The following is a 25,836-nucleotide window of genomic DNA, read 5'->3' as shown; positions in this document are numbered from 1 at the left end:
CGCTCTGCGCGTCAGCGGTTCAGATTCGGCGGCCCAGATTCAGCGGGTCAAACTCAACTCTCCCGGCGCGCCGGCCAGCGTGCGATCCGGACGGCAATTGACGATCATGATCGCGAGCGTCAGCACATACGGCGCGGCGTTGTAGAGGTAATAGCCGCTCGTCACGCCGATCGCCTGCAGCGCCGGCCCGAGCGCGCCCGCCGCGCCGAACAGCAACGCAGCCCATAAACAGCGCAACGGCTGCCAGCGCGCGAAAATCACCAGTGCGACCGCCATCAACCCTTGTCCGCTGGAGAGCCCTTCGTTCCAGCTCCCCGGATAAACCAGCGACAGATACGCACCGCCGATGCCCGCGAACACACCACCCACCGCCGTCGCGGCGATGCGCACACGCGTGAGCGGATAGCCCATCGCGCGCGCCGTTTCAGCGTGATCGCCGACGAGCCGCAGCACCATGCCCCAGCGCGTATTGCGCAAACCCCATTGCAGAACGAAGGCCAGCGCTACGCCGATCACGAACAGCAGATTGATATGCAGCGCGTTATGCAATTGCGGCGACGAGGTCCACGTGCCGAGGTCGATGAACGGCAGCATCGGCGCCTGCGGTTCGATAAACGGCTTGCCGAGATAGAACGCGAGCCCGGTACCGAGCAGCATCAGCGCGATGCCGAACGCAATGTCCGACACGCGCGGCAACGAGCACACGAGGCCGTGCAGACAGCCGAGCAGCAAACCCACGAAGCCGGCCGCGAGCACGCCGGCCCACGGCGAGCCGCTCAGGAAAGCGCCGGCATAGCCGCTCATCGCGCCGGACACGAGGATGCCTTCGAGGCCGAGATCCACGCGGCCGCCTTTCTCGGTCAGACATTCGCCGAGACTGACGAACAGATACGGCGTGCTGACCCGGATCGCACCGGCGAACAGCGACAGCAACAAGATCACGATGGGCGAGTGCATATCAGGCATGGGTCTGCTCCAGTCGCACGGGAAGATCGGCAAGCGCCGCGGCCTGCAATTTGACGCGCCATGCGGCGATGCGCCCGCCGAGCGCTTCCCACGCCAGCAAATTGGCGAACAGCAGACCTTGCAGAACGAGCGTGGTGGCGTCGGGCAGATCGAGCCGCCGTTGCAGTAACGAGCCGCTCGCTTCGATGCCGCCGATCATCAGCGCGCACGCGATGATCGCGAGCGGATTCTGACGCGCGGCGAAGGCGACCAGGATGCCCGCATAGCCATAGCCCGCCAGCAAAGATGCATTCGCGCTGCCCTGCACGGCCGCCACTTCGAACATGCCGCCCAGTCCCGCGGCGGCGCCACCCAATACGCACGCGGCAAGCGCAAGCAGATTGACCGGCAGGCCGACCAGACGCGCCGCGCGATGGCTGCCGCCCACCACGCGCATCGCGAAACCCTTGGTGCTGAACTTCACGAACACCCACGCCGCGATGCACGTGACGACGCCCCAGAACAGTCCCCAGTGCGTGTCGAGTCCGGGGATCGAACCGATCATCATCGCGTCGGGCACGGGATAGGTAGACGGCTTGTTCAGGCTGGCGGGATCGCGCAGCGGCCCTTCCACCAGATGCTTGAAAAGCGCGATCGCGATATACGACATCAGCAGGCTGCTGATCGTCTCGTTGACCCCGCGCCATTGCCGCAACGCGCCGACCGCGCCGATCCAGATGCCGCCGGCCAGCATGCCGGCCACCGCCATCAACGGCGTGGCGACGAGCCAGGGCGTGCCGTTCGGCAGCATCTGCGGGACGATCGCCGCGCACATGCCGCCCAGCGCGAGCGCGCCCTCGCCGCCGATCACGATCAACCCGACCTGGGCGGGCAGCGCGACGCAGAGCGCCGTCAGCATCAGCGGCGACGCGCGCAGCAAGGTGCTCTGCCATGCGAACGACGAGCCGAATGCGCCCTCGAAAATCAGCCCGATCGCATCGAACGCCGGCTGTCCCTGCACCAGCAGGAACAGCGAGAACAGCAGCAACGTGCCGAGCACCGCCGACGCGGTCGGCAGCGCGGGCAAGAGCGACAGCATCACTCTCGCGGTGGGGGCATTGGGACGCATCACGGCTCCTTCGCTCATAGAAACGCAAGCAGACACGCAGCCGTCGTCAGATCTGACCGACGACGCCCGCCACCAGGTAGTTCATGCTTTCGAGCGTGTAGTCGGTCTGCACATGGCTCGCACCCGAGGCGATCGCCGTGCCGCCCTTGTTGTCCTTCATCGGGCCTTTGAAGATCACGAAATTGCCCGCCACCATGCTGCTTCTGATCGAGTCGGCGTTCTGCTTCGCCTGCGCGGTGACTTTCGCGCCGTACGGCGACATCTTCACGAAGCCCTCTTTCAACCCGCCGCGCAGCACATTGGGTTGCGCCGTGCCGGCCTGGGCGCCGCTCACCAGTTGCTTATAAGGCGTCGCCCAATCCCATTCCGCGCCGGTCAGATAGCCCTTCGGCGCGAGCGCCGCCTGGCTCGCGTGGTAACCGCAACTCATCGCGCCGCGCTTTTCCGCTGTTTCGACGACCACCTTCGGACCGTCGACGTGACAGGTCAGCACGTCGCAGCCCTGGTCGATCAGACTGTTGGTGGCTTCCGCTTCCTTGACGGGCATCGACCAGTCGCCGGTGAAAATCACCTGTGTGGTGATCGACGGATCGACGGACTGCGCGCCGAGCGTGAACGAATTGATGTTGCGCAGCACTTGCGGAATCGGTTTGGCGGCGACGAAGCCGAGCTTTTTGCTCTTCGTCATATGGCCCGCGATCACGCCGTTCAGGTACTGGCATTCGTCGATATAGCCGAAGTAGCTGGTGATGTTCGACGGGTTGCCCTGCTTCCACAATCCGCCGCAATGGGCGAAACGCACCTTCGGATATTTGGCCGCCATCTTCAGGACATGCGGATCGAAGTAACCGAACGAGGTCGCGAAAATCAGCGTCGCGCCGTCCTGTTCGATCATCGCTTCCATGGTCTTCTGCACGGCGATGGTTTCAGGCACGTTCTCCTCTTCCACCACCTTCACGTCGGGCATCTTCTTGATGACGGCAGCGGCCGTTGCCTGAGCCTGGTTGTAGCCGTAGTCGCTGCGCGCGCCGACGTAGATCACGCCGACCGTTGTCTTCGGCGCGGCAAACACCGACTGGATCGGCAGGATATTGCCGAGCGTCAACAGGCTGGCGCTCTTGATGAAATTGCGGCGGCTGGTCATGGTGTCCAATTCCTGGTTGGGGTTAGTGAGCGTTGGCCTTCAGTTGACATTCAGGCTGTCGAGATAGGCGATCCAGCCGCCAAACGAGGTGATGTCGGTTGCGCCGCTGTCTGCGTCGACCGCCGACGGCTCGCAGATGAAACCTTTCACGGTGAGGCCGTTGTCGAGTTGCAGCGTGCCGATGCCGAGCGGCGCGGGCACGTCGGCGACGAATTTGCCGAAGGTGCGCAGCGGGACTTCCCAGACTTCGACGGCGATGCGCTGGCCGGTTGATCCGGCCGTGCGTACGAGGCCAGGTTTGGGCGGCTGCGTGTTGGCGAGTGCGTAAAGCGTGTAGCCGGGCACGGTATGGGTTGCTTCGATAAACCGCGCGCCGGCTTCCTGCAATTGCCAGTTCAACGGCTGTCCGCGCAGATGCGCGCCGACCACGGCAAGCGCGACGGTCGGCTCGTGAAACGGAAGCGGTTCGAGCGGGTTCGTCGCGGCGGCTTTGGTTTCGACTTTGGTTTCGACTTTGGCTTCGGTTTGGGTTTCTGTTTCGGGCACGGCAGATGTTCCGCTGCGGGTCTCAACTGCACTCGCGAACAGCGCCTGAATGCGCTGGCCCAATTCGGCGAGACGGCGGTCCGCACCGCTCGGCGCGATCAGCGTGACGCCGGCCGGCAGACCGTCATCGCGGCGCCGACACGGCACAGCCAGCGCGCACAGATCGAGCAGATTGACGAAGTTCGTATAGCAGCCAAGCTGGCTGTTCAACTCGACGGGATTAGCCTGCACGTCTGCGATCAACGGATGCGTCGGCGTGGTCGGAACGATCAGGATGTCGATCGTCTCGAAGAGCTGTTCGGCGTGGCGCTTCAGGTCGGCTAGTGCGTACTGGCCGTTGAACGCGTCGGCGGCACTGTAGCGGTCCGCTTTGCCGATCACCCCGGCGACGACCGGATCGATCGCTTCGTGATGCGTCTCGAAGAAGCTGCCGAGCGCGGCGCGCCGTTCGGCCACCCAGGGGCCGTCGTAGAGCAGCGCAGAGGTCGCGCTGAGCGGCTTGAAGTCGATCGGCAAGGGGCTGAGGTGCAGATGTGTCGAGAGCGCATCGAGCGACGTGGAGAACGCCTGGCTTGCCGCTGCGTCGCCGTGGAACTCGAGGTGGTCCGGCACGCCGATCCGTGGCGCGCCGCGCAGCAGACCGAGACTCGGCACCTTGCGTGAAAAGCCGTCGAGGGAATCGAAGCAGGCGATTTCGCCGAGCACGCGCCATGCATCGTCGACGTCGTGCGCGAACACCGAGATCGTGTCGAGGCTACGGCACGCCGGCACGACACCGCGTTTGCTGACCAGTCCCAGCGACGGCTTCAAGCCGACGAGTCCGTTGAAGCCCGCCGGCACGCGCCCCGATCCGGCCGTGTCGGTGCCGAGCGAAAAAGCCACGCAACCCGCGGCAACGGCAACCGCTGAACCGGAACTCGAACCTCCGGATACACGCTGCGCAAACTCAGCGTTACGCACCGCGCCATACGGCGAACGCGTGCCGACAAGGCCGGTTGCGAACTGATCGAGATTGGTCTTGCCGATCAGGATTGCACCGGCGTCGATGAGACGCTGCACGGCGAACGCGGACGTGTCCGGCGTGTAGCTGAAGGGCTCGCACGCGGCAGTGGTCGGCAGGCCGGCGACGTCGATGTTGTCCTTGACCGCGAATGGCACGCCGAACAACGGCATCCGCTCGAACACGGCGGCGCCCTGCTCTTCGTAAAGCGCTTCGAGCGCGCTGGCGCGTGCCTGCACGTCCGCGGCGGGCACACGCAAGATCCAGACTTCCGGCCGGTCGATTTCGTCGATACGCGCAAACGTCGACGCCACAGTTTGCCGTGGCGTCAGACGTTTGTCGGCATAGGCCTGAAGCAGACCTCGGACCGTCAGTGGTGAAGAAATAGGCACCTGTTTTTCCTTGAGTTCAATCTTGAATACAAGTTTGAACTCAAATTAGCAGGAGCTATGCCAAGTGTGTTTCGGATTTGCCGGAACGGTCGGTCATCCTTGTCAGGATTGGGTTTGCGGTGATTCGCAGGGTGCCCGGCCAGTGGTTTTCGCGGCAGGTTGCTCAACGCCTGATGGTGCGGCGCTCCCCAACTCGGGGCTTGCACGCCCCGCATTCGCGCCCGCTCTCCACCCTTCGAGCTCACCCCGCCAGGCAGAAAAAATGCTGAAGGCAACCTGCCGCAAATCGCGCTCCCTTTCAGCGACAAAATCAATCTCCCACTCTCACTGTCGATCATCGGCGCGCGCGGCAGCGATCGCGCGTTGCTTGCCCTCGTACGCGATCTATACTCGCGGCACACCTCAGCGAATCTTCGGTAGCGGAGCATCGATGCACAATCTGAAACTCGCCAGCAGCACCGGCGGCATGGTCACCAGCCCGCACGCAATAGCCAGCGCCGCGGGCCTCGACGTATTGCGCGCGGGCGGCAACGCGATCGAAGCCGCGATCGCCATCGGTGCGGCGCTGTGCGTGACGTATCCGCATTTCACGGGACTCGGCGGCGACGCGTTCTGGGTCATCGGCGATCGGCAAGGGATGTTGCGCACGGTATCGGGCATCGGCCAGGCCGCGGCGCGACTGCCGGCGTTCAGCGGCGCGATTCCCCTGCGCGGCGCAGCGTCTGCGATTACCACGGCCGCCACCGTCGATACGTGGAATCAGGCTTATACAATCAGCCGGACATCGTGGGGTGGCCGGCAATCGTGGGCATCGCTATTCGATCGTGCGCTCGACTATGCAGCGGATGGATTTCCGGTCACCCCTTCGCAGCACTTCTGGCAATCTCTGCGCGCGAATGAATTGCGCTCATTGCCCGGCTTTGCCGCGACTTTCGCGCCGCAGGGCCGTATTCCCGCTATCGCCGAACGCTTTGTGCAGCCCGCGCTGGCGAAGAGCATCGAGCGGATTGCCCGCTTCGGCGCGCACGAATTTTATCAAGGCGAGCTGGCGGAGCGAATCGCACGCGGTTTGCGCGAGGCCGGCTCACCGCTGACGTCGAGCGACCTGGCGCGAACGCAAGCGCGCGATGAAATGCCATTGCGGGTCGCTTATCGTGGCGGCGAACTGGTCAGCATGCGACCGCCGACTCAAGGCGTGACGACGCTGCAGATCATGGGCATCCTCGAGCGTTTCGATATCGCGCGGATTGCCGAAGGCAGCGCCGATTACTACCATTTGCTGGTGGAGGCCGTGAAATGCGCGTTCGTGGATCGCGACCGCTTCGTGTCCGATCCTGAGTTCAATGCCGTGCCGGTCGACGACATGCTGTCGCCTGTTACGCTCGATGCGCATGCGCGCTCGATCGATCTGCGTGAAGCGCGTGCCTGGCCTCATGTATTCCGCCCGGGCGACACGGTGTTTATCGGCGCAACGGATAGCGAAGGCCGCAGCGCCAGCGTTCTGCAAACGGTTTACTTCGATTGGGGAAGCGGCGTGGTGGCGGGCGATACGGGCATTCTGTGGCACAACCGCGGCGCGTCGTTCAGCACGAATCCCCTGCATCACAACGCGGTGCAACCCGGTAAGCGGCCGTTCCATACGCTCAACCCCGGTATGTATCTGAAGGATGGCCGGCCCCACCTGCTGTTCGGCACGCAAGGCGCCGACGGTCAGCCGCAAACGCTGGCCGCGATACTCACACGCCTGATCGACTACGGGATGGACCCGCTCACTGCCCTCGCCCGTCCGCGTTTTCTGCTGGGCAAGACCTTCTCCGACACGCGCGACGCCTTGAAGCTCGAAGAAGACGCCGGCGCCGACGTGTTCACGGCGCTTGCCGCGCGTGGGCATGAAGTGAGCGCCATCCCGGCGCAGAGTCCTTTAGCGGGGCATCCTGGCGTGATCCGCATCGAAGCGAATGGCTTGGCTTCAGGCGCTCATGATCCGCGCAGTGATGGTCGTGCGCTCGGGGTTTAACGCTGGCTCGCGATCGGCTCGTAGCGTTGTTATCCGACGGTCGCTCCGAAGTCGATTGCCACGCCCACGCGGGCCTAAGTTTGAGTGGCGTAGCTGGTGATGCCGAGCAACTGGCCGAGGCTTTTCTCGCCGCGCATCCGCGACGTTTCGATCCGCTCCTGGATATCGCGAAGATGGGCTTCCATGTGGGCCATCGCGCCCGCTGCGTCGCGTGCCTCGATGCAATCGACGATCAACGCATGCTCCGCGTGTTCGCATGGCGCATGCCCCGGCGGCTCGTACACGCCGACAATTAGCGAGCAGCGCGAAACCAGTTCCTTCAGATAATTTTGCAGAATCGAGTTGCCTGCGAGCGCGGCGATGCGCATATGAAAACTGCTGGCGAGCGTGGCCCACGAAGGCTGGTCGAAGCGATGCATCGCCTCGTGTTCGCTCGCCAACTGCTGGCGCAGGGCTTTGATGTCCTTCGCACTCGCACGCTGCACGGCCAGCTCGACCAGCATGCGTTCGACTGAGCGCCGCGCTTCGAAGATCTCGCGGGTTTCTTCCGGCGTCGGCTCTGCAATCACCGCCCCCTTGTTCGGTCGCAGCACGACGATGCCGTCGTAAGCGAGCTTCTCCAGCACGCGCCGCGCGGCCGCGCGGCCCACGCCGAACAGTTGACACAATTCGGGTTCCGGCAGCTTCGTGCCGGGCGTCAAACGATGATTCAACACGCCGTCGAAGATCGCCTGATAGATGCGCGCGTCGGCATCCGCTTCTTCCTTCGGGGTTTTTCTGGCGGTGGCCGCGCCGGCTTTCGGGCTCATGCTCATGCGGCCTCTGGGCGCAGCAAGCCGTCCCGCTCCAATGTATCCATGTGACGCGCGATTGCACCAGGTGTTGTCACCCACACCTCGCTTTTCGCTCGCGCCGCCGCGATATGGTTGAGCGCGCGGCGCAAATGCCGCAGTCTGTACGGCTGCCCCACCAGATAAGGATGCAGCGCGATGCCCATCACGAGCGCCTGGGGTTGCGTGCCGCGATTGGCCTGTTCGAGCATCTCGTCGAACTGGTCGACGATCATGTCGGCGAACGCGCGGCCGTCCATATGGCGGCCCACCATCATCGGTAGATCGTTGAGTTCCTGCGGGTACGGAATCGACCATAGCGGGCCGCCTCGCGTGGCCATGCGTACCGGGCGATCGTCGTGACACCAGTTCAGCGTGTAGCGATACCCGGTCTCCGCCAGCAGATCGGGCGTCAGGTGCGATTCGGAGATCCATGGCGAGAGCCAGCCCGCCGGCGGCGTGCCGGATGTTTCGGCGATACGTTCGCGGCAATGCAGAAGCAGTTCGCGTTCGCCGTTTTCGTCGAGGTCGCTCTGCCGATGCGCATTGGTGTGCCCGTGGCCGATCAGTTCGTCGCCACGCGCCACGCAGGCCGCGATCAATTCCGGGCAATGATCGTAGAGCGCGGTATTGATGAGCGTGCCCGCAGGCATGTCCAGTTGATCGAACAGTTCGATGCAGCGCCACGCACCCACGCGGTTACCGTATTCGCGCCAGCTATGGTTCAGCACATCCGGCTGCGGCGAAATCGGGCCGAGTGCGGCGCCGAGTCCCTCGCCGAACGCAAAGTGTTCGATGTTGAAGCCCAGGTAGACCGCGAGTCCGCTATCGCCGGGCCAGCGGAAGGCGTCGCTGTCCGTGATCGGGCGATACGAAAAGCGGCCATGGGTGGTGATCGATTGACGGGCGCGGTTCTCTGCTGCGGGCATGTTCCGTGTGTCGTTCATATAAAGAAACCGTGGATGACGCAAAGCGGCGCGTCGTGCCCCGCATGAACCGAGTTGGCCGGATCATGCCCCGGGACGGAACGAAGACGCACCGCGATCGCGCAGAAAATGCTCTTTGATCGCTGACGATCGACGCTACGGATCGTTTGCAATATGTGAGCCAACTCGTCGACGTTAAGTACACCGGCGCGTTTGCAATCGGCGAGCATCGCGATGTGCCGGATGGCACATGTCTTGCATTTGGATGATTTCGCATAGGCATCGCAAGTGACTTTGCGTGCGCCCGCTCTTTGCCGTTCACGAGGACACTTCCTTCATGATTCAGTCTGCTTCAACGGTGCTCGAAACCAAAGCCGCCGATATTGAACTGGTGCACGTGTCCAAGCAATACGGCGATTCGCTTGCCGTCGACGCCATCGATCTGCGCATTGCCGGCGGTCAGTATTGCTGCCTGCTCGGGCCGTCGGGATGCGGCAAGACCTCGACCTTGCGCATGATCGCCGGGCATGAATCCGTTACCGAAGGCGACATTCTGATCGCGGGCCGCAACGTCACGCGTGCGGAACCCGCGGCCCGCGGCACGGCCATGGTGTTTCAGAACTACGCGCTGTTCCCGCATCTGAGCGCGCTTGATAACGTCGCGTTCAGCCTGAAGATGCGCGGCATCGCGAAGGATGTGCGCCGCAAGCGCGCCGGCGAACTGCTGGAACTGGTCGCGATGTCCGCCTATGCCGAACGCAAACCCGCTCAGCTGTCAGGCGGCCAGCAGCAGCGCGTCGCGCTCGCGCGCGCGTTGCTGAATCAACCCGGCTGTCTATTGCTCGACGAACCGCTGTCCGCGCTCGACCCCTTTCTGCGCGTGCAGATGCGCGCCGAACTCAAGCGTTGGCAGAAAGAACTCGGCATTACGTTCGTGCACGTCACGCACTCGCAGGAAGAAGCGATGGCGCTGGCCGATCTGGTGGTCGTCATGAGCCACGGTCGGATCGAACAAAGCGGCACGCCACACGAAGTATTCAACCGTCCGCGCACCGAATTCGTCGCGCGTTTCCTCGGCGGTCACAACGTATTCAATGCGAACGGCCGCGCGTTTACCGTGCGGGCCGATCATCTGCGGGTGGTGCCGCACGGCGTCACGCCCGTCCAGACGGCAACCGGCGAGACCGGCCTGACCCGGATCGGCGGCGTGCCTTGCAAGGTGCGCGAGGCGGAATACCAGGGCACCCATTTGCGTATGACGCTCGATCCGCTCGACGGCTCGCCCGAACTGATCTCGCTGGTCAGCGACAGCGACTACGACTCGGCGCGCCTCGGCCCCGATGCGCGCGTGGTGGTCTGGTGGAACGAGCAGGACGCGCATCCGCTGGCGGCCTGACCGGCTGCGCGGCATGGCGCGACACGGCAGCGAAGAGAACGTCTGACCAGGAAAACCGAACGTCAACTGAGGAGAAAGCAATGAGTGAAGCGAACGAGAGCCCGGCAACGGCCGCATCCGACCTGACGGAAAAAGGCCTGTCGCGCCGCACGTTCATCAAGGGCGCCGTGGCGGCGGCCGGTATTGCCGGTTTTCCGTACGTGCATGCGCAGGAGAAGATCACGCTGCGCTATCTCGGCACGGCGGTGAATCAGAGTGCCGACATCGCGAAGAAATTCAAGGAAGATACCGGCATCGACATCCAGTACGTGCCGGTAACGACCGACGACGTGGCCAAGCGCATCATCACGCAGCCCAACTCGTTCGACATTGTCGACACCGAATACTTCGCGCTCAAGAAACTGATTCCGGCCGGCACGCTCGCGGGCATGGACGCGAAGCGCATCAAACTCGCCGACAAGATCACGCCGGTGCTGACCCGCGGCGAAGTGAACGGCAAGAAGATCGGCGACCAGGGCACCGCGCCGAAGAAAGTGATGTTCCTGACCGGCCCGCGCTCCACCGAATTCTCGGCAACGCCGACCGAATGGATGACGCTGATCCCGACTACGTACAACGCGGACACGCTCGGTATTCGCCCCGATCTCATCAAACGCCCGATCGACAGTTGGGCCGAACTGCTCAACCCGCAGTTCAAGGGCAAAGCGGCGCTATTGAACATTCCAGCGATCGGCATTATGGATTCGGCGATGGCGATCGAGGCAATGGGTCACATGAAATACGGCGACAAAGGCAACATGACCAAGGCCGAGATCGACCAGACCATCAAGATCCTGATCGAAGCCAAGCGCGGTGGCCAGTTCCGCGCGTTCTGGAAGGACTTCAACGAAAGCGTGAACCTGATGGCCTCGGGCGAAGTGGTGATCCAGTCGATGTGGTCGCCGGCCGTGACCAAAGTGCGCACTATGGGCATCGCCTGCAAATTCCAGCCGCTCAAGGAGGGCTATCGCTCGTGGGCCTCGGGTTTCGGCTTTCCGCGCTCGCTGCAGGGCAAGAAGCTCGACGCCGCGTACGAGTTCGTCAACTGGTTCCAGGACGGTTGGGCGGGTGCTTACCTGATGCGCCAGGGCTATTACTCGGGCGTGCTTGAGACCGCGAAAACGCACATGCAGCCGTACGAATGGGACTACTGGATCGAAGGCAAGGCGGCCACGCAGGACATCAAGGCGCCCGATGGCCAGTTGCTCGAAAAAGCCGGCACGGTGCGCGACGGCGGCTCCTACAACCAGCGAATGGGTGCGATTGCCTGCTGGAATGCGGTGATGGACGAGAACATCTACATGGTTCAGAAGTGGAACGAGTTCATCGCGGCTTGATCCTGATCTTGACTCTGACCGACGCAGTTGCATGAGAGGCTGCCGGTGTACGACACGCCGGCAGTTTCTCGATGACGCGCTCATTTCGCAGCGCCGTGTTTCTCCAGATAACCGCCCATGGCAACGATCGAGCTTTCCTCTCACGCACAGGACGAACCCGTCAAACACCGGCGCGCGCCGGCCTGGCTGCAGGCCACGCCGCTTTCGCTGACGTTCCTGCTGTTTTTCATCGTGCCGTTGGTTATCACGTTGATTGTCAGCTTCTGGGACTTCAACGAATACCAGATCATCCCGGCCTTCACGCTGAAAAACTACGCGGCGATTTTCAACGGCTGTTCGTCGATGACGGACGTCTGCGTAACCTTCAAGACGTATTGGTCGACGCTCAAGTTCTGCGCGATCGTGTGGGCCGTGACTTTGCTGCTGGGTTTTTCGATCGCCTACTTCCTCGCGTTCCACGTGCGCACGACGAGTATGCAGACGGTCCTGTTCCTTGTCTGCACGATTCCGTTCTGGACCTCGAACGTGATCCGCATGATCTCGTGGATGCCGCTGCTCGGCCGTAACGGCCTCGTCAATCAGGCGCTGCTGGGCGTGCATCTGATCGATCAGCCGCTCGAATGGCTGCTGTATTCGAACTTCTCGGTCGTGCTGGCGTTCGTGCATCTCTATACGTTCTTCATGATCGTGCCGATTTTCAACGCGATGATGCGTATCGACCGCTCGTTGCTCGAAGCCGCGCGCGATGCCGGCGCAAGCGGCTGGCAGGTGATTCGCGACGTGGTGTTGCCGCTGTCGAAGACCGGCATCGTCATCGGCTCGATCTTTGTCATCACGATCGTGATGGGCGATTTTCTGACCGTCGGCGTGATGGGCGGCCAGCAGATCGCATCGGTCGGCAAGATCATTCAGGTGCAGACCGGCTACCTGCAATTTCCCGCAGCGGCGGCCAACGCGATCATTCTGCTGGCGGTGGTGCTGATGATCGTGTGGGGTTTGACGCGGGTGGTCGACATCCGCAAGGAGCTGTAAAGATGCCGGGGACTCGCCTCAAACATCGGGAACATCGCCCGGCCAGCTTTTACTGGCTCGCGCTGCTGTTCGGCCTGTTCGTTCTGTTTTTATACGGACCGGTGATTACGATTTTTATTCTTTCGTTTCAGGGCCCCGAGGGCGGATTGACGTTTCCGATGCGCGGCGTGTCGCTGCACTGGTTTGCCGTGCTGCGAGACGGCGTGGGCGACGTCGACATCTGGGCGGCATTCGGCCGGTCCGTGCGGCTCGCGTTGGCGGTGACTGTTCTGACCGTTCTGTTCTCCGTGGCGGCCGGGTTGGCGTTTCGCCGACGGTTTCGCGGGGATACGGCGGTGTTTTATGTGTCGGTCGCCAGTCTGATCATGCCGTCCATTATCGTTTCGCTTGGGGTCGGGTTGACGTTCCGGCTGCTCGATAACGGAGTGAAGTATCTTGCTTCCGCGTGGGGGTATCAGTCTTTTGCCGATACTTATACGACGTCGATGGGTTTGTTCACCTCGGCGCTGGGCGCGCATCTGACGTGGACGTTGCCGTTTGGTTTGCTCGTGATGTTTGCGGTTTTCAATCGCTTTAATCCTGCTTATGAGGAGGCTTCGCGGGACCTGGGCGCCACGCCGTGGCAGAGTTTCCGGCATGTTGTTTTGCCGATTATCGGACCTTCGGTGGTTGGCGTCGCCATGTTCGGGTTCACGCTTTCATGGGATGAGATTGCTCGTACCTCGCAGGCGATCGGGGATCAGAATACGTTGCCGCTTGAGTTGCAAGGGTTGACTACTTCGGTGACTACGCCGGTGATTTATGCGTTGGGGACGATGACTACGGTTTTGTCGCTTGCTGTTGTGGGGGTTTGTTTGTTCGCGGTGCGGGGGTGGAGGCGGTGAGGGTTCTTTTTGCCTTTGGCGGTGGTCGTTTTTTGAATTGTTATTGGGTTGTTAGTGTTTGACACCTGTGGTGGAGCTGGGTTTTTTGGCCTTTCCTTGTTATGTTTGCCTGTGCGGCGCTTATTGTCTGGTCGCCTGCGGTGTTGGCCTTTTCTTGTCTGGTTGCCTGCGGCGTTGGCCTTTCCTTGAATTGATATTGGTTTATTAGCGTCGCCCCTGTGCGGGGCAGGCACCTACTTTTCTTTGCCTGCTGCAAAGAAAAGTAGGCAAAAGAAAGCAGCTCACCCCGCTAACTCCTAAGCGGGTCCCCCGCACAGCCACGGTAGTGGTGCATCTGGAATCTGTGCCCTCGCACATTCGACGTTCGTGACAAGGCCGTCATTCTTCCGGCGACGCTGCGCGCGCCGAAGCCCACCGCATGGAACCGATCGCTACGTTTTCGTACTCGCGCTTCGCTCAGTATCGTGGCTCGCCAATGGCATTGGCACACCTCAAGAACCCATCTCCACGTTCTCGCATGCGTGCTCCATTTGATGCTCCACCGAGGCAAAGCCGATGGTCCCCACCGCGCCTAAACGAAGCCGATAGTCCCCCAAGCAATTCCGTCGTCGCCAAGGCGCAGCCGATGGCCCCACCGCGCGCAAACGAAGCCACTGGTTTCCCATGCAATTCCTTCGTCGCCGAGGCAAAGCCGATGGTCCCCACCGCGCCCAAACGAAACCGCTGGTCTCCCAAGCAATTCCGTCGTCGCCGAGGCGCAGCCGATGGCCCCACCGCGCGCAAACGAAGCCACTGGTTTCCCATGCAATTCCTTCGTCGCCGAGGCAAAGCCGATGGTCCCCACCGCGCCCAAACGAAGCCGCTGGTCTCCCAAGCAATCCCGTCGGCGCCGAGGCGCAGCCGATCGCCCCACCGCGCGTAAACGAAACCGTTGGTTTCCCAAGCAATTCCGTCGTTGCCGAGGCGAAGCCGACGGCCCCATCGCGCGCAAACGAAGCCTCCAGGTTTCCCTGGCGGGCCCGTCCGCGACGCACGTAGTGCGGAGTGGGAGCGGATGAGTGCTTTGTCACTCACGCCGAATGTGCGAGAACACGGATTCCAGATGCACCACTACCGTGGCTGTGCGGGGGACCCGCTTATAAGCTGGCGGTTTGAGCTGCTTTCTTTTGCCTACTTTTCTTTGCAGCAGGCAAAGAAAAGTAGGTGCCTGCCCCGCACAGGGGCGACGCTAATAAACCAATAAGAAAACAAGGAAAGGCCAAAGAATCGAGCCCCACCACAGGTGGCGACCGCCAATAATCCAATAACAAAACAAGAAAGGCCAAAGAACCCAGCTCCACCACAAAGGCGAACGCCAATAAACCAATAACAATTCAAGAAAAGACCAAAACCCCCAACCCCACCACAGGTGGCGAACACCACCCCCTAAGACCAATTTCATCAATAGATATAAATAGAAATTGGAACGCACACCAACACTATCCTTCATCATCCAAAGTTTGATGCGAATTTGAACAACACGCTTCCCGTGGAGATTTCTGCACCATGTCGACACTCCCTCCCCGCTTCGGCATCTGGGCGCTGGTTCACGGCAGCCGCGCCGCGCTGCAGGACCCCGATGAGCCGTACGACGCGTCGTGGGCAAGAAACAAAGCCCTCGTGCTCGAAGCCGAGCGGCTCGGTTACGACTCCGTGCTGGTCGCGCAGCACACGATCAACCCGCACAACCCCGAGTTCGATCAGCTCGAAGCATGGACCGCGTCGGCCGCGCTAGCGGCACTGACCGAACGCATCGAGATCATCGCCGCGATCAAGCCGTATCTGTATCACCCGGTGGTGCTGGCAAAGATGGCGCAGCAGATCGAACACATCAGCGGTGGGCGTTTTGCGATCAATCTCGTCAACGCATGGAATCGGCCGGAGCTGGAGCGCGCCGGTATCGGCTTCGCGGAGCATGACGCGCGTTACGCCTATGGGCGCGAGTGGATTACGGTGGTCGATTCTTTGCTGCGTGGCGAACGCACACATTTTCGCGGCGAGCATTTCAATGTGGATGACTATTTATTGCGCCCCGATGACCCGTTTCGCAGCCGTCCGCGCATCTACGTCGGCGGGGAATCGGAACCGGCGCGGGGACTGGTCGCGGACAAAGGCGACGTGTGGTTCATCAACGGCCAGCCGCTGGACGAGGTCAAGGCATTGATCGCGGATGTCTCGGCCCGCAAGCGCCCCGCGGCGCACGAGCCGTTGCGCTTCGGTTTGTCGGCGTTCGTTATTGCTCGCGAAACGGATGAGGCCGCGGATCGGCACCTTGAGCATCTCTTTGCACTGGCTTCGAAAGATGCCCCGTTGCGTGAGCAACAGAAGCCGAACATCGACCCGAAGGCGGTGATGTTCCAGACCTTCGCGCGAACACCGCGGGTCGGCTCGAACGGTGGCACGGCAGCCGGACTGGTCGGCAGCTATGACACGGTCGCAGAGCGGATCGCCGGCTTCCATCGTGCAGGGATCGAATTGTTCATGCTGCAATTCCAGCCGTTCGAAACCGACATGCGCATTTTTGCCGAGGAAGTCATTCCGCGCGTACGCCGTCTGCTCGAATGATCGGAGAAGGTTCTGCAGCGTTCAGTTCGTGGCGCTCATGTGGCACAGTATCGTCAAGCGCATGCGCTACGCTTGCGAAACTGAACAGCCCCGACGAGCGATATGAAGAACCTGACTGCGTACGAGCCCCCGGTCGACGAAGACCAGCTTCTGCTGAAATGGATCCGGCGCGCGCGTGAATCCCAGATGAGCCACTACGACATGGCCGACCTTCTCTCGGCGCGAGACCGCGGCGTCGGCTGGCTGGTCACCGTATTGACCGCTTTTGTGGGCACGGCCGTGTTTGCGTCGCTGAGTTCGGCCACCGTCTCGCCGGCGCTCAGGATCGCCTTGGGCTTCGTGAGCGTTGCCGCTGCGGTCTCCGCCGCGCTGCAAACGTTCCTCCGATACGCGGAGCGTGCGGAAAAGCATCGTGCAGCGGGCGCGCGCTATGGCGCCGTGCGGCGCAGGCTCGAAGCGATCTTCGCAGGTGACGCGGATGCCCGCGACGGCCACTATCTCACCGCCATCCGCGACGAACTCGACCGGCTCGCTGAAGATTCGCCCAACGTGCCGCCACGCGTTTTTTATCGCACCCAGCGAACCCTGTCCAACGAACCGCGGCGAAGCCGCGATGCCTGAGCGAGCGGCCAGCCCATTGGCCGTTGAAAAATGCGGGGGCGTCGTAAATGTTCTGTGTCATTTGTAAAGAGCATTAACTGTCATTGAGGCAACGCGGCCGCATGTTGTATAAGCGGGGAAATGCTACGGCGTGCCATTTCCCCCATACTATTTCGCTTGCCGGACAGCTCTGTCACGGTTTCCTGCAATGCGGCGAAAGGTTCGCACAGCCCCTTCCTCAAGCCGCTTAAGCGTCATTTAAGTTCGCTGCCTGCACAATGCACGCTGGTGAGAATACCCCTGTTCCCGGACATGTTTTTCCGTCAGGCATTTGAAATACGGTATTCCCACCCGGTCCGCCAGTATTCACATTTTCCGGGTCTTTCCCTTTGCCCGACTATGGTATTGTCCGACCTGCGCTGTAAAGCGCATTGCCACACTCAATCGGGAAGCATAATCGCTCCCTAAAAAAAAGATTATGGAAGTCCAAAACGCCCGTCGCTGGGCACCAAGGGGAACACGCGTCTGGCTCGGCGCGGCCGCCGCATTGGCGATCGCCAGCGGAGTGCGCATGTTGCTCCATCCGCTTATCGGACCGATCATGCCGGGCACTGCGTTCTGTATCGCGGCGTCGCTGGTCGAATATTTTTGCGGGCTGGCCCCGGCGCTTACGGTCATGCTGCTCGGCCTGGGTATTGCGGACTATCTGTTCGTCCCGCCCTACGCAACCATCGCCGTATTCGATCGCGCCGACCTGGTCCTGCTGATCTCGTATCCGTTGGTGACGCTGTTCGTCATCATGCTGATCGAGCGTCTGCGCCGCGCGCAGTTTCGAGCGGAACTGATCGCATCGGTTGCGCAGTCGCGCTATGAAATGCTGCTGCGTCACGACAACGAACGCATGCTCGCACGCCGTGCCGTCGACGAAACGCATCGGCTGCTGCGCCATCTTTCGCATCACCACAGAACCTTCATTTTCATTCAGGCGCTCGAGCGCAACGCACTGCAACCCGCGGACGACCTCAAACCGCAAGGCGTGCTGCCGCGTCTGCCTAACGAAATCGCGCCCGGCCCGCGCTTTACCGATGTCGATCCTGAGGACATCCAGCGGCTCAGCAAAGCACTGTGGCCCGGCAGTCATCGCGTGCGCCTGAAAAGCGGCGACGGCGTCTCGAAGCTGACCGAATGCGTGTGCGAGCGGTTCACTACCCATGCCGGCGAGTTTCTCGTGCTGCGGATCGGGACCTGATCCATGAGCCAACCAACGAGTCTCCTCTTACCCGGCGACGACCATGCCGTGCTGATGCTGCACGGCCTGTCGAGCTCGCCGCTCGAATTACGCTTTCTCGCACGCTATCTGAACGCCGAGGGCTTCACGGCTTGCGCGCCGGTCCTGCCAGGCTATAGCGCAGGCTCGGAAGAAGCGGCGATGGAAGTATGGCTCGAGGCCGCCGTGCGCGAGTACGACGCGCTGGCCGCGCGCTTTGCACGTGTCTCGATCTGTGGGCTGTCGATCGGTGCGGCATTGGCGCTGGCGCTGGCGCATCGCCGTCCCGCGGCGCAGTCGCTCGTGTTGTTGTCGCTGACGCTCTCATACGACGGCTGGGCAATTCCCTGGTATCGCTTCCTGCTCAACTGGGCGTACTTCACGCCGATGCGCAAACGCTGGCGTTATCGCGAGGAAGCGCCGTTCGGACTGCGCAACGAAGCGCTCAGAGCGAAGATCGCCCGCGCGATGCAGCGCAGCGACTTCAGCGAAGTCGGGCCGTCCACGATCTCGTTGCCCGCCTTGCATCAGGCGAGCCGCCTCGCCGCGAGCGTGCGCACGCAGGTGCGCGACATCAAGACCGATTGCCTGATTGTCCATGCGATCGACGATGAAACGTCGAGCCCCCGCAATGCTCTTTTTGTCGCCGGGAATATCGGCGCGGCCTTTTTACGCACAATCTGGCTGGATGATTCGTACCACATGATTACGTCGGACAACGAGCGCGAAATCGTCGCGCGCGAAACCGCGCTATTTTTGCGCGAGAGCGAAGCTGCCCACAGCGGCGACGAGAGCGGCAAACAACAGGTCGTCTCGAAGGCTTTGGCGCGACGCCTCCGGCAACTCGCGGCGCTGGGCAAGGAGCGCGCATGACGATGCGTACGGCGCCCAGTTTCGGCAAACCGGCGAGCGTGTCGCTGCGTACCCCAGTCAGATTCGGCAGACCCGCACACCTGTCGCTGCTGCTCGCCGCTGCGCTGGGCCTTTGCACCGCGCGTGCCGCGTATGCGGACGACGCAAGTCCGAACGCGACGGCCGACACGAGCACGGACGCGGCCACCGACAGCAAATGGAAAATTGGCGTGGGCCCTGGCGTGGTCATCACGCCCAGCTACCCGGGATCGCGGCAGTTGAAGGTATTCCCCTTCCCTGCGCTGGACATTTCATACGACGACCGGATTTTCTCGCAGGGTCCTGACGTGCTTGGCGTCAATGTGCTGCGCGGTCCGGCCTATCACGTGGGCGCCGCTTTCAGTTTCGATTTCCAGACGCGCAAGGAGTCCGACGATTCACGCTTGCATGGGCTTGGCAACGTCGATGGCGGACCGAAACTGAAGCTCTTCGCCGACTACACGTGGTGGGCGTTTACCGGTTCGGTGGCGCTGTACCAGGATATCGCCGGGCACCATCAGGGGACGACGATCAGTACGGATTTCGTGGCGTCGGCGCCGGTTGGCGGCTGGTTGTTCTCGGTGGGCCCTGGGTTCACGTGGGCGAACGGGACGTATACGCGGACGTTCTTCGGCGTCTCGGAACAGCAGAGCGCGGCCTCGGGATTGCCCACGTATAACACCAGTGCCGGTGTGCGGGACATCCATATGAACGCCATGGTGACGTATGACTTTTCAAAGCACTGGAATGGCTCGGTTTCCGCTACTTTCGGACGACTGGAGCACGACGCGGCGAATAGCCCGATTGCCGAAAAAAGGTTCGAACTCAATACGCTCGCTTCGGTGAACTACAAGTTCTAGTTTTTGGCTTTTTGCGCGCTCATGGCGCTCACATCGCTCATGGCGCGCAAAAAGCCGGCAGCGTTTCAGTCTTCCGTGCCAGGCTCGTCGACTTCGATTCCCAACTCGGCGGCCATGCGCCGCACCACCGCCTGAAGCCGGCTCAGTTCATCGGCAAGCCGCTTCTGTTCAGCTTTTACCGCCTCGAACGCCGACAGCGGCACAACCTCGTCTTCTCCGCCTGCAGGTGCAAGCTCGCTTGCGCTGACTTCGCCGCATAGCAGATGCATCCAGCGATTCTCGCGCTCGCCAGGCGTCCGGGCCAGCTTCACGACTCGCGACGGGTTCCCGCCAGCCAGTTCATCGAGAAACGCCTCCACCGACGAAATATCGGCAAACCCATGCAAGCGCGCGCTGTTCAATCGCAACTCGGCCGCGGTCTGCGGGCCGCGCAGCAACAAGGTAGTCAGTAACGCAGCCGACTGACTCGGCAATCCCAACACGCGGTTCATGTTGTGCTCGAAGCGCGGCACACGGCTGCTGCTGCCCTCCATTACCAGGCTCAGGCGCTTCAATCCGTCGACGGCGGTCAGCACCTCCGCCTCGGTCGCGTTCATCACCGGCGCACGGCCGGTTTTCTGGTTGCAGCCCAGGGTCAGCGCGTTCAGGGACAGTGGATAGCTGTCCGGCACCGTGTGCTGCTTTTCGACGAGCACGCCGAGTACGCGCCCTTCAAGCAAGGTCAAAGCACGGAGAGAGGAACGGGAAACAGCGTCGGGCGTGGAGTTCATAGAGAGGATGTCGCGACATGCGCCGCCAGGTCTCGCGGATGGTGTGCCATACCGTTGCACAGCCGGGCGGCAGGTTTTAGTTTGTGGGCCCTATGATAAACGCCCCAGCCTCTTGCGGTGTATGAATCTCCGGCGACGCTCCGGGGCGAGCGATGCTGCCTGGCACGTCCAGTGTTGCAACAAGAAACCCTCCCCGGCGCCACTTAACCGCTCATCCGCTCGCACGTCCCGGCAGTCCGCTCGCTTTCGCGCCAATGCATTTTTGTTTCGTTGACGACTTTCCATATTCGAGATAATTTCCCGAATATGGAAAACACAATCACCGACGACAATGCCATCGACCGCCGCATCGCCCAGCGTCTGCGAGGGCTGCGCGCCGAGCGCAACTGGTCGCTCGACGATCTGGCGAAGCGCAGCAACGTCAGCCGCGCCACCCTGTCACGCCTCGAAAACGCTGCCGTGAGTCCCACGGCGAGCGTGCTGGGCAAACTTTGCGTCGCCTACGGCCTGCCGATGTCGCGCCTCATGCACATGGTCGAAGAAGACTTCGCGCCGCTGGTGCCGCGCGAAGCGCAGACGGTCTGGACCGACGCGAGCGTCGGCTTCCGGCGCCGCTCGGTGTCGCCGCCGGCGCAAGCGCTGAGCGGCGAGGCGCTGGAGTGCGAACTGGATGCCGGCGTGCGTATCAGTTACGACGCATCGCCGAGAGCCGGACTCGAACATCATCTGATCCTGCTCGAAGGGCAATTGCAGATCACAGTGGACGGCCGAAGCCACGATCTGCATCCCGGCGACTGTCTGCGCTATCAGTTGTTCGGCCCCAGCGCTTTCGTCACGCCCGCGCACAGCGCGGCGCGCTACATCCTCTTTATCGTCTGAATGCGAGCCAACATGAGCGCGATCACCATCACGACCTTTTCCGCCGACGACCTCGTCCGCCATCTGCCCGAATTCGGCGCGCTGCTGCGTGCCTGCGTCCATGATGGCGCGAGCGTCGGATTTGTATTGCCGTATAGCGTTGAGGAGAGTGAGGCGTTCTGGAGCAGCAAAGTGCTGCCGTCGCTGCGCGAGGGCGCGCTCGTGCTGTTCGTCGCGCATCATGGCGAGTCGATCGCCGGCACCGTGCAACTGGACTACGACATGATGCCGAACCAGCGTCATCGCGCGGAGGTGCGCAAGCTGCTGGTTCACCCCGCGTTTCGTCGCCAGGGTATCGCCCGAGCGCTGATGGTGGGACTGGAACATCGTGCGCACCAATTGCAGCGCAGCTTGCTGACGCTCGATACGCGCACAGGCGACAAGGCCGAGCCGCTCTATACCGCACTGGGTTATCAAACGGCCGGCACGATCCCGCAGTTTTGCCGCGACACGTTGGAGGAGCGGCTTGATTCGGCCACCATCATGTACAAGGCGCTCTGAGCCCAAGGTGAGCGATACGCCCTCAGAAAGCCCGCAATACGGACTCAGGCGACACCTCGAGCTGCGCTTTAGCGGCGCGAATCGAACGCGATCCGCACGGCCAGACCAGCAAGCACGGTGCCCATCAGCCACCGTTGCACTTGCAACCATACCGGCCGCCCGGCGAGAAACCCGGCGATCGAGCCCGCCGTGCTGGCAATCAGCGCGTTGATCGTGACGGCGATGACGATTTGCACGCAACCCAGCGCGATCGACTGCGTGAGCACGCTGCCGTGCGCCGGTGAAATGAATTGCGGCAGCAGCGACAGATACATCACCGCGATCTTCGGATTCGCGAGGTTGGTGACGAGACCCATGGTGAACAACTTGCGGCTGCTGTCGTGCGGCAGGTCGCGCACCTGGAACGGCGAGCGGCCGCCCGGCTTGACCGCTTGCCACGCCAGATACAGCAGATAAAGCGCGCCGCCGAAACGCAATGCGTCGTACGCGTACGGCACCGTCAACAGCAGCGCGGTGATGCCGAACGCCGCGCAAAACATGTAGAACACGTAGCCGAGCGCGACCCCGCCAAGCGACACCAGCCCGGCACGCCGCCCCTGGCAGAGCGATCGCGAGATCAGATAAATCATGTTCGGGCCGGGTGTGAGCACCATGCCGAGCGAGACCAGGGCAAAGGCGAGCAGCGTTGTGACAGCGGGCACGGCGGTCTCTCCTGTGTGTTGAAAATCGAAGTCAGGCAGTGCCGCTAAATATAGCCGATGTCGCCAATTCAAGCCTTAAACCCATACTTGAAAAATTCTAATAGACCGTTGAATGATGTTCATCGCGTCTGACTGCGTATCGCTTCACGGTTCACTCTCCAGCTCAGAAACCGGGCCGCGTAGCCACGCGTTCATGATGCGGCTGTTGAAATCGCCGTCACGTGAATGGGGTTTTTCAGCGTGATTTGCGCCGCTTTCCATCCGGCCAATGGCGCGCTGCATCGCAAGAAACACTTGCGGTGAAATTTATTGCCCGGTATCGTCATGCCGTTCTGCAACGCAGCGCGGGAGAGATCGTCAGAAGATTGTGACGACGCCGACGGAGCAACCGCCCCGGAAACTCTCAGGCAAAAGGACCGCGCAGCTGGAACATCTGGAGAGCGGCGCCATGCGCGCCCACCGAAGGGGATTCCCTGCATACGGCCTGCATTGCGCTCGTATGCTCACGGGAAGAAACTCTCAGGTACATGGACAGATGGGGCATCGACGCCGGTTTCGACACGAAATCGACACCGGTGATGCTCAACTACTCTGGACCATGTCATGTCACGAATCGCCATTATCGGCGCCGGCATTACCGGCGTCACGACTGCGCACGCCCTCGCGCAACGCGGCCACCACGTCACCGTGTTCGAACGTCATCGCTATGCGGCGATGGAGACCTCGTTCGCCAACGGCGGCCAGTTGTCCGCCAGCAATGCCGAAGTCTGGAACAGCGCGGCTACCGTGATGAAAGGCTTGCGTTGGATGCTCACGCGCGACGCCCCGTTGCTGCTCAATCCGATGCCCACGTGGCACAAGTATTCGTGGATGGGCGAATTTCTGCGGCAGATTCCGCACTATCGCGCGAACACCGTCGAAACGGTGCGGCTCGCGATTGCGGCGCGCGAACATCTGTTTTCGATTGCCGAACGCGAAGGGATCGACTTCGATCTGGAACGGCGCGGCATTTTGCACATCTATAAAACGCGCAAGGAATTCGATGCGGCCAGCAAGGTGAATGCGTTGCTGCGCGAAGGCGGCCTCGACCGCAATCCGGTGACCGCGAGCGAGTTGCACGCGATCGAGCCGACGATAAAGGGCGATTTTTTCGGTGGTTTTTTTACGCCTTCCGATTCGACCGGCGATATTCACAAGTTCACGCGCGGCCTCGCAGATGCCTGCGTGCGGCACGGCGTCGAATTTCACTACGACGCCGAGATCACGGCGATCGAACAGCCGGCAGAGGGACGCTTTTCGCTGACGGTCAATCTCGAGGGCGAGTCACAACGCTTTGCCTTCGAGCGGATCGTCGTGTGCGCCGGCGTGAAGAGCCGCGATTTTGCGGCGCTGCTGGGCGATCACGTGAACGTCTATCCGGTGAAGGGTTATTCGATCACCGTGTGCCTCGACGACGAGGTGAGTCAGCAGCGCGCGCCGTGGGTGAGTCTGCTCGACGATAGCGCGAAGATCGTGACGAGCCGGCTGGGCGTAGATCGGTTCCGGGTTGCCGGGACGGCGGAGATCAACGGCTTTAACCGCGATATCCGCTCGGACCGGATCGCTCCGCTGGTGGACTGGACCCGGCAGTATTTCCCCGAGGTGTCGACCGCGCGCGTAATTCCATGGGCGGGCTTGCGGCCGATGTTGCCGAGTATGCTGCCGAAGGTGGGGCGCGGCAAACGACGCGGCGTTTTTTATAACACCGGGCATGGGCATTTGGGGTGGACGTTGTCGGCGGCTACGGCGCAAGTTGTGGCCGAGGCCGTTCAATAAAGCCTGTTTAAAGCCTGTTTAAAGCCTGTTTAAAGCCTGTTTGCCAGCGCCACGCTCAAACGCGTGGCGCAACCCGAGCGCATTTTCACTCTTTCAGATCGACGGTTCTCGCGCCCAGGTCCACGCGCCGCCGCGCACCGGTCAGGCGCGATCCAGCAAGCTCTTTAGCAGATCCGCGCCCTTCTTTCCTTTGGCCGCGTCGATCCAGAGGCGGTCGATCATTTTGCGGTACATGGTCACCGCGTCCGGCGCGATCGTGATGGTCGCGATACCCGTTCGGATATTGGGCAACTCGCCGAGGCGGAACGGAGATGTTGCGACATACGTCTTATCCTGGACTCCAAAGATCTGGAAGGTCTCGCTCGGCATGTTGTCACTGACAATGCCGATATGAATGCCTTCGACGTCGCGCTCGAGCATCTCGACGATGCGCATGACTTCCCGGCGCGCGGCGAGCTTGCGTTCGAGCTGCACGCCCGGCGGCAGGCCGAGGTGGCCCACCAGCCCGTGATGCAGGAACTGTTCGATCTGACGCAGGCCGATCAGGCTCGTCACGTTGGGACGCGCCTGTTTGAATGCCGCCTTACGTTCGGCGAGGATGGCCGTGACGCGGCTCAGCATCTGCTGCCACGATGCGTCGTTCAACGATGACGGAATGCTTTCGTCGAGCATCTGCTTGAGCCAGCCGTCGTATTCGTCGGAGGTCAGCAGGAAGGAGAACGGGTCGAAATGGGCAACGATGCGCGCCGAACGGCTTTCCAGTTGACGCATCCGCTCGAAGTAACTGACCGCCGAGTCGTGATACTCCACTTCCACGCCGAGCAGATTGGCGAGCGATACGCCGAACAGCGCCGCGAGACGCTCTAGCGTGTCGACCTTGACGATCTCACCGCGTTCGAGCTTGTAGACCGCGGCGCGCGAGATGTTCAGCCGGTCCGCAACATCTTCGCTGCGCAGCTCGGCCGCCATCCGGTAGGCACGCAGACGTTCGCCGATGCTCTGATAATCGAAGCATGCCCCGCGCGGGCGTTTTTTCCGTGTACTGGACGATGTCACTCTAGAGGCCTCTGACGTTTGCGCAAGTGTACCGCGAGCCGTAGCCGATCACGTCCCTTCCCGCTTCCAGTTCATCGACAACGAATTGCTTTGTCTATTTTTTTGGATAGTGTATTTTAACTCGGACGGCATCGCGTAAGGATGCACGAGGTAGCTTTCGCACCATAATGACTGGCAGAACGTCCTCGATGAAGGGGATAGCGTATGCCTCGGCTGTTTAAATAAAAAGACAGGCG

At 61.9% G+C, this 25,836-nt stretch carries 22 protein-coding genes and 1 riboswitch; of the genes, 13 read left to right on the top strand and 9 right to left on the bottom strand.

The annotated features are described in order from the left end of the window. Nucleotides 1–39 precede the first annotated feature (39 nt). From ACOSV0_RS29755 to atzF, 4 genes are read right to left on the bottom strand one after another with little or no spacing between them, the layout of a single operon-like run. A complete protein-coding gene (locus ACOSV0_RS29755) occupies nucleotides 40–966 on the bottom strand; it encodes an ABC transporter permease (RefSeq protein ID WP_434110724.1) in 927 nt (308 codons plus the stop codon). After that, nucleotides 959–2,074, bottom strand: a complete 1,116-nt coding sequence (locus tag ACOSV0_RS29750; protein WP_434110722.1) for an ABC transporter permease — start codon at nucleotides 2,072–2,074, stop codon at nucleotides 959–961. Before ACOSV0_RS29750 ends, ACOSV0_RS29755 begins: the two co-directional genes overlap by 8 nt. A gap of 46 nt (nucleotides 2,075–2,120) precedes the next feature. Further along, nucleotides 2,121–3,218, bottom strand: a complete 1,098-nt coding sequence (locus tag ACOSV0_RS29745) for a BMP family ABC transporter substrate-binding protein (RefSeq protein WP_434110720.1) — start codon at nucleotides 3,216–3,218, stop codon at nucleotides 2,121–2,123. A gap of 39 nt (nucleotides 3,219–3,257) precedes the next feature. Further along, on the bottom strand, nucleotides 3,258–5,156 hold the full coding sequence (gene atzF / locus ACOSV0_RS29740; RefSeq protein WP_434110718.1) for an allophanate hydrolase: 1,899 nt from the start codon (nucleotides 5,154–5,156) through the stop codon (nucleotides 3,258–3,260). A 430-nt stretch (nucleotides 5,157–5,586) separates the two neighbouring features. Here atzF and ACOSV0_RS29735 point away from each other — a divergent pair, with 430 nt between their 5' ends. Then, nucleotides 5,587–7,173, top strand: coding sequence for a gamma-glutamyltransferase family protein (locus ACOSV0_RS29735; protein ID WP_434110716.1), 1,587 nt, complete (start codon nucleotides 5,587–5,589; stop codon nucleotides 7,171–7,173). A gap of 74 nt (nucleotides 7,174–7,247) precedes the next feature. Here ACOSV0_RS29735 and ACOSV0_RS29730 read toward each other — a convergent pair whose 3' ends face one another. Further along, on the bottom strand, nucleotides 7,248–7,982 hold the full coding sequence (locus ACOSV0_RS29730) for a GntR family transcriptional regulator (protein ID WP_434110714.1): 735 nt from the start codon (nucleotides 7,980–7,982) through the stop codon (nucleotides 7,248–7,250). 2 nt (nucleotides 7,983–7,984) lie between these two features. Beyond that, nucleotides 7,985–8,950: a polysaccharide deacetylase family protein gene (locus ACOSV0_RS29725; protein ID WP_434110712.1), complete on the bottom strand. Its 966-nt coding sequence runs from the start codon at nucleotides 8,948–8,950 to the stop codon at nucleotides 7,985–7,987. A gap of 316 nt (nucleotides 8,951–9,266) precedes the next feature. Between ACOSV0_RS29725 and ACOSV0_RS29720 the strand changes: the two genes are divergently transcribed. From ACOSV0_RS29720 to ACOSV0_RS29680, 9 genes are all read left to right on the top strand, one after another. Then, nucleotides 9,267–10,325 (top strand): ABC transporter ATP-binding protein, encoded by a 1,059-nt coding sequence (locus ACOSV0_RS29720; protein ID WP_434110710.1) that lies wholly within the window; start codon nucleotides 9,267–9,269, stop codon nucleotides 10,323–10,325. An 80-nt stretch (nucleotides 10,326–10,405) separates the two neighbouring features. Next, complete coding sequence (locus ACOSV0_RS29715) at nucleotides 10,406–11,701, top strand: ABC transporter substrate-binding protein (RefSeq protein WP_434110708.1); 1,296 nt, start codon at nucleotides 10,406–10,408, stop codon at nucleotides 11,699–11,701. Nucleotides 11,702–11,818: 117 nt separating this feature from the next. Beyond that, nucleotides 11,819–12,733, top strand: coding sequence for an ABC transporter permease (locus ACOSV0_RS29710; RefSeq protein WP_434110705.1), 915 nt, complete (start codon nucleotides 11,819–11,821; stop codon nucleotides 12,731–12,733). Between the two features lie 2 nt (nucleotides 12,734–12,735). Beyond that, nucleotides 12,736–13,617 (top strand): ABC transporter permease, encoded by an 882-nt coding sequence (locus ACOSV0_RS29705; protein ID WP_434110702.1) that lies wholly within the window; start codon nucleotides 12,736–12,738, stop codon nucleotides 13,615–13,617. 1,545 nt (nucleotides 13,618–15,162) lie between these two features. Further along, complete coding sequence (locus tag ACOSV0_RS29700) at nucleotides 15,163–16,221, top strand: LLM class flavin-dependent oxidoreductase (RefSeq protein ID WP_434110701.1); 1,059 nt, start codon at nucleotides 15,163–15,165, stop codon at nucleotides 16,219–16,221. Nucleotides 16,222–16,323: 102 nt separating this feature from the next. Then, nucleotides 16,324–16,842, top strand: a complete 519-nt coding sequence (locus ACOSV0_RS29695) for an SLATT domain-containing protein (RefSeq protein ID WP_434110699.1) — start codon at nucleotides 16,324–16,326, stop codon at nucleotides 16,840–16,842. Nucleotides 16,843–17,299: 457 nt separating this feature from the next. After that, entirely contained in the window at nucleotides 17,300–18,070 is a 771-nt protein-coding gene (locus ACOSV0_RS29690; protein WP_434110697.1) for a DUF4118 domain-containing protein, read from the top strand. 3 nt (nucleotides 18,071–18,073) lie between these two features. Then, nucleotides 18,074–18,961: an alpha/beta hydrolase gene (locus tag ACOSV0_RS29685; RefSeq protein ID WP_434110695.1), complete on the top strand. Its 888-nt coding sequence runs from the start codon at nucleotides 18,074–18,076 to the stop codon at nucleotides 18,959–18,961. Then, the gene (locus tag ACOSV0_RS29680; RefSeq protein ID WP_434110693.1) at nucleotides 18,958–19,839 is read left to right on the top strand and encodes a MipA/OmpV family protein; all 882 of its coding nucleotides are present in this window, start codon (nucleotides 18,958–18,960) and stop codon (nucleotides 19,837–19,839) included. Before ACOSV0_RS29685 ends, ACOSV0_RS29680 begins: the two co-directional genes overlap by 4 nt. A gap of 65 nt (nucleotides 19,840–19,904) precedes the next feature. Here the strand turns inward: ACOSV0_RS29680 and ACOSV0_RS29675 are convergent, their stop codons facing one another. Next, nucleotides 19,905–20,609, bottom strand: coding sequence for a YceH family protein (locus ACOSV0_RS29675; protein WP_434110691.1), 705 nt, complete (start codon nucleotides 20,607–20,609; stop codon nucleotides 19,905–19,907). A gap of 306 nt (nucleotides 20,610–20,915) precedes the next feature. Here ACOSV0_RS29675 and ACOSV0_RS29670 point away from each other — a divergent pair, with 306 nt between their 5' ends. After that, nucleotides 20,916–21,488 carry a helix-turn-helix domain-containing protein gene (locus ACOSV0_RS29670; protein WP_434110689.1) on the top strand — a complete coding sequence of 191 codons (573 nt, stop codon included), beginning with the start codon at nucleotides 20,916–20,918 and terminating at the stop codon, nucleotides 21,486–21,488. 12 nt (nucleotides 21,489–21,500) lie between these two features. Beyond that, a complete protein-coding gene (locus ACOSV0_RS29665; protein WP_434110687.1) occupies nucleotides 21,501–22,028 on the top strand; it encodes a GNAT family N-acetyltransferase in 528 nt (175 codons plus the stop codon). 68 nt (nucleotides 22,029–22,096) lie between these two features. Here ACOSV0_RS29665 and ACOSV0_RS29660 read toward each other — a convergent pair whose 3' ends face one another. Continuing rightward, nucleotides 22,097–22,729, bottom strand: coding sequence for a LysE family translocator (locus ACOSV0_RS29660; protein WP_434110685.1), 633 nt, complete (start codon nucleotides 22,727–22,729; stop codon nucleotides 22,097–22,099). Between the two features lie 335 nt (nucleotides 22,730–23,064). Further along, nucleotides 23,065–23,158: riboswitch (glycine riboswitch) on the top strand. A gap of 174 nt (nucleotides 23,159–23,332) precedes the next feature. Between ACOSV0_RS29660 and ACOSV0_RS29655 the strand changes: the two genes are divergently transcribed. Continuing rightward, on the top strand, nucleotides 23,333–24,544 hold the full coding sequence (locus tag ACOSV0_RS29655; protein WP_434110684.1) for a D-amino acid dehydrogenase: 1,212 nt from the start codon (nucleotides 23,333–23,335) through the stop codon (nucleotides 24,542–24,544). 141 nt (nucleotides 24,545–24,685) lie between these two features. Here the strand turns inward: ACOSV0_RS29655 and ACOSV0_RS29650 are convergent, their stop codons facing one another. Next, complete coding sequence (locus ACOSV0_RS29650; RefSeq protein ID WP_434110683.1) at nucleotides 24,686–25,600, bottom strand: helix-turn-helix domain-containing protein; 915 nt, start codon at nucleotides 25,598–25,600, stop codon at nucleotides 24,686–24,688. Nucleotides 25,601–25,836 lie beyond the last annotated feature (236 nt).

Source organism: Paraburkholderia caffeinilytica, assembly GCF_051027425.1.
GTDB classification, from domain to species: Bacteria; Pseudomonadota; Gammaproteobacteria; order Burkholderiales; family Burkholderiaceae; genus Paraburkholderia; species Paraburkholderia caffeinilytica_A.
The sequence above is the reverse complement of the archived record's forward strand: the minus strand, read 5'-3'. Positions and strand labels throughout refer to the sequence as shown.